Source organism: Williamwhitmania sp. (assembly GCA_035529935.1).
Lineage (GTDB): Bacteria > Bacteroidota > Bacteroidia > Bacteroidales > Williamwhitmaniaceae > Williamwhitmania.
Genome location: DATKVT010000087.1, coordinates 1 through 8,925, shown reverse-complemented (window position 1 = coordinate 8,925; position 8,925 = coordinate 1). Strand labels below are relative to the sequence as shown.

Below are 8,925 nucleotides of genomic sequence, written 5' to 3'. Positions count from 1 at the left end.
CACCGCTCCTCTTCAGTTGTTTGAAGGGTGTAGGAAAAACCTAATATATCCTTCATCCAATAAAATTGAGCAAAAAGAATATTTACTGACAATTACTACCTTTGCAACTTATGGCAAAAGATATTGACCCCATAAAAGACAGACTCCTAGGCTACCAGAAACGTGGGTTGCGCATGTTCACAACCTCTTCGTTCCAAACGCACAGCGTTGTTCTGCTCCATATTCTGAGCACCATCAACAAAGCCATCCCTGTTTATTTTATTAACACTGGCTACCTATTCCCAAAAACAATTGAATACCGTGATCAAATTGCCGACCTTTTTGGTTTAAACATTATTGACTTAGCACCTGCAGTTCCAAAAAACATGCAGAAAGATATTGATGGCAACCTGCTCTTTACCAGCAACCCGGACTTATGCTGCCACATTAACAAAGTACTGCCTTTGGACAGCTTGCTACCGCAATTCGACGTTTGGATAAACGGTGTTCGCGCCGACCAAACCGCCGTACGAAGCACTATGAGCGAGGAAGAAAAGGCTCCTCACGGTATAATTCGCTATCATCCAATGCTTAGCTGGACCAAGCAGGAAATTTATCAATACATCAAGGAATTCAATCTTCCCCGGCACCCCATGGACCCACTTGGCTATAGCAGTATCGGCTGCGAGCCCTGTACCCAAAAGCCAAGCCTAGACTTTCCTGAAAGGGATGGGCGGTGGTTTGGTCAGAAAAAGACAGAGTGTGGATTGAATACTGAGCTAATAATTAACCCTGAAAATTAAAGAAATGAAGGTTTTGGTTACCGGTGGAGCCGGCTATATAGGCACCGAAATTGCGCAACGGCTGACCCAGCTGGAAGCAGTTTCACTGGTGGTTGTATACGACAACTTTGCAGCAGGAACAAAAGGGTTGCTTGGAGGTAAGTTCAACCGGACCAAGCTGCGAATTGTTAAAGCCGACATTCTCGACAGCCGAACCCTCGCCAAAGAAATTTCGGGATGCAGCATGGTGGTTCATGCAGCAGGAATTGGTACCCCTTACACATCCAACGATTTTGATATCCATCAGCTAGAACAGGTTAACCACTGGGGAACGGCAGAGCTAGTGCATGCATTGGAGACCAATGCCCCGCAAGCATATTTAATTTACCTCTCCTCCACCGAAGCCTTAGGTGCCACAAACCATACTTCGGCCTATGCCTCTTCGGTTGCAAGGGCTGAGGAGGAAATTGAAAGGCTAGTAAAGAAAAAATTGGCTACCATTCTTCGGCTTGCCGATGTTTTTGGGTATGGCACCAATTTGAGAACTGATACTCTCCTCAACAAGATGATTACTGATGGATTCCTTATTGGCAAAATTCAAATTGTGGGTAGTGGAAATGGAACCTTTGACTATACGAGGTTAGAAGAGGTTATTGGCAAAGTTGAATCGGCTATTTCAGGAAAACTGTCGGCAGGTATTTTCAACCTTGTAAGCCATAGCTCAACCTTAAATATGGTGGTTGAAGAGCTTTCATCGCTAATGGCTCAGCCCGACATTATATACACGGCTCATCACTTCGAGATGACGGAGAGCAATGCTGAAAACGCACTGCCATTGGTAGCCAACCTCACATTGAGCGAGGCGCTTAGCCAATTCCTTAATAAATTGAAAGAGTAATTGCGGAATATTACTTTCCTCTAAGCAGGTAGAAAAAGCCCTTTTGAGCAGGTATATTTGCGTCGTCGCGTTTTATTACATAGTAGTATACCCCGCTAGGTACCTTTTCGCCATAGGAAGTTTTGCCATCCCAAAGGATTACTGCCGCATAGTCTTCATATATGAGGCTTCCAAAGCGACTAAATATTTTTACCGATAGATTTTCAACGCCATTACTTTTAACAGCCCAAAAGTCGTTGACGCCATCACCGTCTGGGGTAAAAACATTGGGAACCACAAGGGTATCAACAACGGCAAGTTGGCGAGTTAAGGTTCCGGAACAGCCATTGGGTGAGGTAAGTATAAAAGTGATATTGTAAATCCCAGACTGAGCAAAAGTGTAGTCGAATGCATAGTTGGTGCTTGCTGGATCCACTACGTTGCCACTTCCATCAGCAATGGCCCAGTTGAAGGTAAAACCTGCAGAATTTGTTGTGAAGAATTGAGATCCAATTTTATATGCGTATGTGCTGTTCCCAAAAACGGTGCTATCGTGCACGGCAGTAAAGAAATTGAATGGCTGTACCTGAATTTGCTTAACCATAGCATTGGCAACATCGCCATCAGTAGTTAAAGTAACTGTGAAGGGGCCATCTGCAGCATAATCGTGGGTAACGCTACTTCCGGTAGCCGTGTTGCCGTCACCAAAATCCCAATCGTAGGTAGAAGTAGCAGCTGGCGAAACTGCATCAAACTGCATTACTGGCTTACAGTCGGTAGATGGTTCAATTTGTTTAAAATTAAAATCGGTTGACTGCGACACTGCAGCGCCTCCTATAAAAAGCAGAGCTACAGTTACAATTAGATTTTTCGCCATTAAATCAAATTCAAATTAATAACAACCAGCCAGTTATGGCAAACACAGTCTAAATCTTCTCCGTCAATTTTTTTACAACTCTAAAATTATAAAAAAATTCTTTGGCAAATACTCTTAATACCGTATAAAATGGAATCGCCAACAACATACCTGCAATTCCAGCCACGCTGCCTGCCACCAGTATCACCAAAAATATCTCCAGTGGATGTGCATTTACGCTTGATGAATAAATAAAAGGTTGGAAAAAGAAGGCATCAATCATATCAACTACAATATAAACCAAGACCATGTAGATGGCAAGGTGCACCAGCTGCGAAGAGGAGGTAGCATCGAGATGCGTTGCAACGCCAATTAATACTCCAAGCAATGCTGCCATAATGGGCCCAACGTAGGGAATAACATTAAGAACCCCCGCAAGCAGTCCAATTACCAAGGCATGGCTGAAGGAGATACCAACAATGGTATGGCCAATGGTGACCAGTACAATTATACAAAATACGTCGAGCACAATCCCAATAAAGTAACGGGTAAGCAGATTCTTTACGGAGTCGAGGGCTCGGGTCACGTTCTCCTCATACTTTTCAGGGAAGAAAAGAAGAACCCCTTCAAAAAAGAGGCGATCGTCCTTTAGAAAAAAGAAGGTGATGAATGAAATGGAAAAGGCGGCTACAAAAAAGTTGCCAAGCATGGAGGCAATCGACCCAAAAAGATTGGTCAGCATTGCCTCGTTTAGCACCGACGACACCTTCTGCTCCATCAAAGAGGTCAACGAAAATCCAGTACCAGTTGCTGGAATATTCTCCTGAATAAACTTCTCAACACCCATGATAGGCTTGCCAAAAGTATCCACAAGCATGGGAATGTTCACGTTGGAAAGTTGGTTTGCTTGGTTAGCTACCAAGGGGACAAATATTCGGAAGAACAGAATGATTATCGACCAGATGAGCATAAGCGTAAAGGCCGCTCGAATCGCCTTTGGTAAACGCCAGTGAAACAGCGGCACCTTCCCAAGTATATCTACCAGTGGCTTGCCTATAAGCGACAGTACCGCGGCAATGAGAACATAGGCCACAATGGTTTTGAAATACCAAACCAAGAAGCCGATTAAAGCCGCAACGGCAATTACGATAACATAGCGTGCCAACTTATTCATAATTCTGTAGCTTTACGGCATTAAACCTGTTTGCTTCAAACGTATCAAAGATAAACTTTTTTGTTGCAAGTCACTTAACCCCCATTGAATTATATGCTAACCAACCACATTGGCGAAGTTGCGGCTCTAATAACTGCCTTCTTCTGGACCATTACTGCTATTGTCTTTGAGATTGCAGGGAAAAAAGTTGGCTCCCTATCGGTTAACCTTATCCGATTGGTAATAGCCTTCATATTTCTAACCGGCTACAACTTTGTTGTTAGAGGGTTACCATTCCCCATAGATGCCACGGCGTCGCAGTGGATATGGCTATCCATTTCAGGTCTGGTTGGCTTTGTGCTGGGCGACCTTTTTCTATTTCAGGCATACGTGGTTATTGGTGCCAGAATATCAATGCTTATTATGGCCTTAGCTCCATTTGTTGCAGCCGGGATTGGGTGGTTTGTATTGGGAGAAACCATGAACGCCAAGCAGCTGCTGGCTCTTATGCTCACCTTCGCTGGTATTTGCATTGTGGTGCTCAAGCGAAAAGAAAATGAAAACGGCGAAAAATCGAGAAAATTAAGGCTAAAATACCCCATTGGGGGGTTGCTGCTGGCGCTTGGCGGAGCTATCGGACAGGGTGGTGGACTTGTTCTTAGTAAGCTGGGCATGGGTTCGTATAACCCATTTGCCGCCTCTCAAATCAGGGTATTAACCGGTGTTATTGGCTTTACAATACTTTTCATTATTCTTGGCAAATTACACCAAACGGTGACCACTGTAAAAAACAGAAGGGCAATGTCGTTCATCACCCTTGGTGCATTTTTTGGACCGTTTCTTGGCGTCTCCTTTTCACTGCTAGCGGTTCAGTACACCACCACGGGAATTGCCTCCACCATTATGTCCATTGTGCCAGTTTTAATTATTCCGCCCTCGATTCTAATCTTTAGGGAGAAGTTCAACCTGATAGAACTCCTCGGAGCAATAATCTCTCTGGTTGGGGTGTCTCTCTTCTTCTTGTAACGCCTAACTTTCGTAACAAAAAAAGGAGCATGGCAATTGCCAAACTCCTTTTCATTGCCAAACTCAAAAATTGCTAGAGTTTAGCAAGAACTGTTTGTGTCCCCACAACTTTCTGGTTAATAGCAACCTCCACTTGGGCGTCAAGAGGGAGAAAAATATCAACCCTCGAACCAAACTTAATAAATCCCATCTGGTCACCAGCAGTAATCGGATTACCAACTGTAGCATAGCACACAACGCGTCGAGCAACATACCCTGCAATTTGGCGAAGCAGAATAGCCTTACCCGTTGGAGTTGAAACAACTACGCTAGTTCGCTCATTTTCTTCAGATGATTTCGGATGCCAAGCAACAAGATACTTTCCGTGGTGGTGTTTAAAATAATCAACCTTGCCGGAAACAGGAAACCAATTGATGTGCACGTTCCACACCGACATAAAAATGGATACCTGCCTACGTGGTTCATGGAAGAATTCATTCTCCATTACCTCCTCAATGGCCACCACAGTGCCATCAGCAGGTGCAATTAATACACCCTCTTGGTAAGTCACTACCCGTGTTGGAACCCTGAAGAAGCGAAGTGTAAATAGAGTCATTAGCAATGAAGCCAAGGCGGTGATGTATAGAACAAACAAGGGCAACAATAATACTATCAACAAATTGAATACCACAAGTCCGAAAATCAACACTCGTAAAATGCCGTAACCTTCTTTATGAATCTGCATGCGGTTAAACGATATATGGTTAAACAACGATAAGCTGCAAATAAACGAAAACTATTGGAGCAGCAAAGAAAACTGCGTCAAATCGGTCAAGAAAACCACCATGTCCTGGCATTATGTTTCCCGAATCCTTTACCTGCAAGCTTCGCTTATACATCGACTCCACCAAATCGCCGAATACGCCGGAAACAGCGATCAGAAATCCAAGTGAAATCCAGAGGTTAAGTGAGTAATCGGTAAAGAACAGAGAGAGCAATGCTCCCACAGCAACTGCAATAACCACTCCACCAATAAATCCTTCCCAGGATTTCTTTGGAGATATTCGCGGGAACAGTTTATTTCTTCCCAGCGACATGCCCACCAAGTATGCTCCCGTATCGTTGGCCCAAAGTAAAAAGAAGAAGCCCATCACCAAACGAAAATCGTAAACAGCACCTCCAATGGATGGAGTAAAAGCAATGTAGTTCATCATGGCCATTGGCCCAGCAATGTACGCAACACCAAGCAAGGTGTAAGCAATATTGGTAAACGGACGGCTATGGTTGCGGTACATCTCCACAATAAACACCCCTAGGCTCAACGGCACAAAGGCGTAGAACATAATTGGTAAGTCCAACGACCCACTTGCTTGAAGATAGGTTGTGGTATACAGCAGAAGGCCAAGGGCAACGCCGTAGAACATTTGAGGACGAACCCTAACTTTTAGTGAGAGTCGGTAAAACTCAAAAAGGGAGCCAATCAAAATGACTCCCATTAAAACTGCAAAGCTGATTTGTCCAAGGTAAACACTCCCGATTACCAGTAAGGCAAATAGCAACCCGCTGATTGTTCTGATTACAAAATTGCTAAACTTCAATTTAAAATTCCTTTAAGAGTTCATTAGCAATCGCCACATTGGCAGGCTCTACATACAACTCCACATTACCTAAAGTTACATAAGAAGAGTCCCGTTTATTTACCACAACCGCCTCAATATTAGAGGTTAGCAGAACTTGCCGGGCAATTTCAGCAGTAAATACGTCGTTGAATGAATGTACCAGAACCCAGCCTTCCATATTGTATATCTATTGAGCTATTCAATAACTCGACCTTCCGGTTGAATCGTTGTTTCAGGCGATGCACGCTCCAACTCCGGTGGGGTAATCCCCTTACGCTTTCCAAAAATCATCTCCAGATCCTCGCTAAAGATCACCTCTTTCTCAAGTAACAACTGTGCCAGTTTGTTCAGCCCTTCACCGTTTTCACGAAGCACATCTTTTGCCCTCTCGTAGGATGCGGTCACCATATCCTTTACTTCAGCGTCAATAACCTTGGAGGTTTCCTCAGAATACGGTTTACCAAAAGCAAATTCCGACTGACCGGTTGAATCATAAAAGCTGAGGTTCCCCACCTTTTCGCTCATTCCAAAATAGGTTACCATGGCATAAGCCTGCTTGGTAACTTTTTCCAAATCGTTAACAGCGCCGGTGGAAATCTTGCTAAAGATAATCTCTTCTGAAGCACGTCCACCAAGAGTGGCACACATTTCATCAAGCAGCTGCTCCTTGGTAGTAATCATGCGTTCTTCAGGCAGATACCATGCAGCCCCCAACGAGGTTCCGCGAGGAATAATAGTAACCTTGAGCAATGGATTGGCATGCTCCAGCAGCCAGCTAACGGTGGCGTGGCCTGCCTCATGAAAAGCAATTACCTTTTTCTCATCTACAGAAATAATCTTATTCTTCTTCTCAAGTCCGGAAACAATTCTGTCTACGGCATCGAGGAAATCTTGCTTGTCAACCGATGGCTTGTTCTTACGTGCAGCAATTAGCGCCGATTCGTTGCACACGTTGGCAATATCGGCACCAGAAAACCCTGGAGTTTGCTTGGCAAGAAATGCCATATCGAAGTTGGCATTGAGCTTTAGTGGTCGAAGGTGCACCTTGAAAATTTCAAGTCGCTCCTTAAAATCAGGCAACTCCACATGAATCTGTCGGTCGAAGCGACCCGCGCGTAGTAATGCACGGTCCAAAATATCGGCACGGTTAGTAGCCGCAAGGATAATCACCCCGTTATTTGTTCCAAAGCCATCCATCTCGGTAAGCAGCTGGTTAAGAGTATTCTCCCGCTCATCGTTGGATGAGAAGTTGGCATTCTTTCCTCTAGCGCGACCAATGGCGTCGATTTCGTCGATAAAAACGATGCAGGGAGCCTTTTCCTTTGCTTGGCGGAAGAGGTCACGCACGCGCGATGCACCAACACCCACAAACATCTCCACAAAGTCGGAGCCCGAAAGCGAGAAGAAAGGTACGTTTGCCTCTCCTGCCACTGCCTTTGCCAGCAAGGTTTTCCCAGTTCCGGGAGGACCAACAAGCAAAGCACCCTTTGGTATTTTGCCTCCAAGGTCGGTGTATTTCTTAGGATTCTTGAGGAAGTCAACAATCTCCATTATCTCAACCTTGGCCTCTTCAAGTCCGGCAACATCGTTGAAATTGGTTTTCACGTTCGACTCCTTGTCGAATAACTGAGCCCGAGACTTCCCTACGCTGAAGATGTTGCCGCCACCACCTGCGCCACCTTTATTCATACGCCTAAGCATGAATACCCAAAATCCAATGATCAGGAGAATAGGCAGCAGGTATACAACAATATTCCCAAAGTAGTCGGGTTCCTCTTCGTAGGAAGGAAATATCTTAGCAGCATCAGGAACATTAACCTGTGCTTCGGCAAGATTTTTCTCAAACGTCTCCACCGAACCAATGGTGAAGTAAAATTGTGGGCCCTCCTTAGGCACTTGGCCTATACCCTTCGAAAGTTTGTCCTTGAAGTCTGCAAGTTTATCAGGTTTGATGTAGATGTAAACCTTTCCCTTGTTCCGTATAGCGACAACTTTCTGGATGTCACCCTTGTCCAGCATTTGGGTTTTAACCTCCTGCCAGTTGGATTCCACAGGGCCTCCTGCCGTATAAAAGTAGTTTATACCTATCAGCGCAACGGCCACAATACCATATACCCAATAGATGCTAAACTTTGGTTTAGGAGCTTTACCGCTGTTTAACTCATTATCCATATCAAATTTCTTTTTTTGTTACAAAGCAGCATCAAGGCTAGTTCTCATCCTGAAAAACTACAGCCTTGGCGTCTGCCCACATTTCCTCTAACCTGTAAAAGTCGCGAGCATCGGTACGAAAAACGTGAACCATAATGTCGAAGTAATCAACCACAATCCAAATTGCGTTGGTGAATCCGTCTGTTCTCCATGGTTTTTCTCCACATTTTTCCCGCACAACCTCGTCCACTGAGTTGGCTATTGCTTCAACTTGCGTGCCAGAATCGGCGTTGCATATTACATAGTATGAGCAAATGGCATTATCGAGCTTACGTAAATCAAGAGTAACAATTCCTTTACCCTTCTTTTCCTGAATTCCTTCAACAATTCTTGCTAAAAGTTCTTCTGTATCAACACTCTGCTTCATCCTCTAACTTCTTATCAAAATTTTACTTAAACCATGGCAAAGGTAACCTTTTTCCGCAAAACCTTGCCTTTTTGGC

10 protein-coding genes are annotated in these 8,925 nt (G+C 44.4%); 3 read left to right on the top strand and 7 right to left on the bottom strand.

Translation table 11 applies throughout. The features are described from left to right. Positions 1 to 110 precede the first annotated feature (110 nt). Both VMW01_06970 and VMW01_06965 read left to right on the top strand, forming a co-directional pair. Positions 111 to 782, top strand: a complete 672-nt coding sequence (locus VMW01_06970; protein HUW05984.1) for a phosphoadenylyl-sulfate reductase — start codon at positions 111 to 113, stop codon at positions 780 to 782. Positions 783 to 786: 4 nt separating this feature from the next. Next, positions 787 to 1,659, top strand: coding sequence for an NAD(P)-dependent oxidoreductase (locus VMW01_06965; GenBank protein HUW05983.1), 873 nt, complete (start codon positions 787 to 789; stop codon positions 1,657 to 1,659). A 10-nt stretch (positions 1,660 to 1,669) separates the two neighbouring features. Here the strand turns inward: VMW01_06965 and VMW01_06960 are convergent, their stop codons facing one another. Together VMW01_06960 and VMW01_06955 are read right to left on the bottom strand one after the other, a co-directional pair. Further along, on the bottom strand, positions 1,670 to 2,515 hold the full coding sequence (locus VMW01_06960; protein ID HUW05982.1) for a gliding motility-associated C-terminal domain-containing protein: 846 nt from the start codon (positions 2,513 to 2,515) through the stop codon (positions 1,670 to 1,672). Between the two features lie 49 nt (positions 2,516 to 2,564). Further along, positions 2,565 to 3,668 (bottom strand): AI-2E family transporter, encoded by a 1,104-nt coding sequence (locus VMW01_06955; GenBank protein ID HUW05981.1) that lies wholly within the window; start codon positions 3,666 to 3,668, stop codon positions 2,565 to 2,567. Between the two features lie 93 nt (positions 3,669 to 3,761). On the opposite strand from VMW01_06955, the gene VMW01_06950 reads away from it, so the two are divergent. After that, entirely contained in the window at positions 3,762 to 4,673 is a 912-nt protein-coding gene (locus VMW01_06950) for a DMT family transporter (GenBank protein HUW05980.1), read from the top strand. Positions 4,674 to 4,746: 73 nt separating this feature from the next. On the opposite strand, the gene VMW01_06945 is transcribed toward VMW01_06950, so the two are convergent. The 5 genes from VMW01_06945 to rsfS are packed head-to-tail and all read right to left on the bottom strand — an operon-like array spanning position 4,747 to position 8,849. Beyond that, entirely contained in the window at positions 4,747 to 5,397 is a 651-nt protein-coding gene (locus VMW01_06945; protein ID HUW05979.1) for a phosphatidylserine decarboxylase family protein, read from the bottom strand. A 19-nt stretch (positions 5,398 to 5,416) separates the two neighbouring features. Further along, complete coding sequence (locus tag VMW01_06940) at positions 5,417 to 6,250, bottom strand: phosphatidate cytidylyltransferase (GenBank protein ID HUW05978.1); 834 nt, start codon at positions 6,248 to 6,250, stop codon at positions 5,417 to 5,419. Between the two features lies 1 nt (position 6,251). Next, positions 6,252 to 6,449: a DUF2007 domain-containing protein gene (locus VMW01_06935; GenBank protein ID HUW05977.1), complete on the bottom strand. Its 198-nt coding sequence runs from the start codon at positions 6,447 to 6,449 to the stop codon at positions 6,252 to 6,254. A gap of 17 nt (positions 6,450 to 6,466) precedes the next feature. Continuing rightward, positions 6,467 to 8,443, bottom strand: coding sequence for an ATP-dependent zinc metalloprotease FtsH (gene ftsH / locus VMW01_06930; protein ID HUW05976.1), 1,977 nt, complete (start codon positions 8,441 to 8,443; stop codon positions 6,467 to 6,469). 37 nt (positions 8,444 to 8,480) lie between these two features. Then, positions 8,481 to 8,849 (bottom strand): ribosome silencing factor, encoded by a 369-nt coding sequence (gene rsfS / locus VMW01_06925; GenBank protein HUW05975.1) that lies wholly within the window; start codon positions 8,847 to 8,849, stop codon positions 8,481 to 8,483. Between the last annotated feature and the right edge of the window lie 76 nt (positions 8,850 to 8,925).

What these genes read in the sequence shown, in the direction of transcription:
- VMW01_06955 (HUW05981.1), bottom strand. Translation starts at nt 3,668, where the DNA reads ATGAATAAGTTGGCACGCTATGTTATCGTAATTGCCGTTGCGGCTTTA.
- ftsH (HUW05976.1), bottom strand. Translation starts at nt 8,443, where the DNA reads ATGGATAATGAGTTAAACAGCGGTAAAGCTCCTAAACCAAAGTTTAGC.
- VMW01_06970 (HUW05984.1), top strand. Translation starts at nt 111, where the DNA reads ATGGCAAAAGATATTGACCCCATAAAAGACAGACTCCTAGGCTACCAG.
- VMW01_06935 (HUW05977.1), bottom strand. Translation starts at nt 6,449, where the DNA reads ATGGAAGGCTGGGTTCTGGTACATTCATTCAACGACGTATTTACTGCT.
- VMW01_06960 (HUW05982.1), bottom strand. Translation starts at nt 2,515, where the DNA reads ATGGCGAAAAATCTAATTGTAACTGTAGCTCTGCTTTTTATAGGAGGC.
- VMW01_06950 (HUW05980.1), top strand. Translation starts at nt 3,762, where the DNA reads ATGCTAACCAACCACATTGGCGAAGTTGCGGCTCTAATAACTGCCTTC.
- rsfS (HUW05975.1), bottom strand. Translation starts at nt 8,849, where the DNA reads ATGAAGCAGAGTGTTGATACAGAAGAACTTTTAGCAAGAATTGTTGAA.
- VMW01_06965 (HUW05983.1), top strand. Translation starts at nt 787, where the DNA reads ATGAAGGTTTTGGTTACCGGTGGAGCCGGCTATATAGGCACCGAAATT.
- VMW01_06945 (HUW05979.1), bottom strand. Translation starts at nt 5,397, where the DNA reads ATGCAGATTCATAAAGAAGGTTACGGCATTTTACGAGTGTTGATTTTC.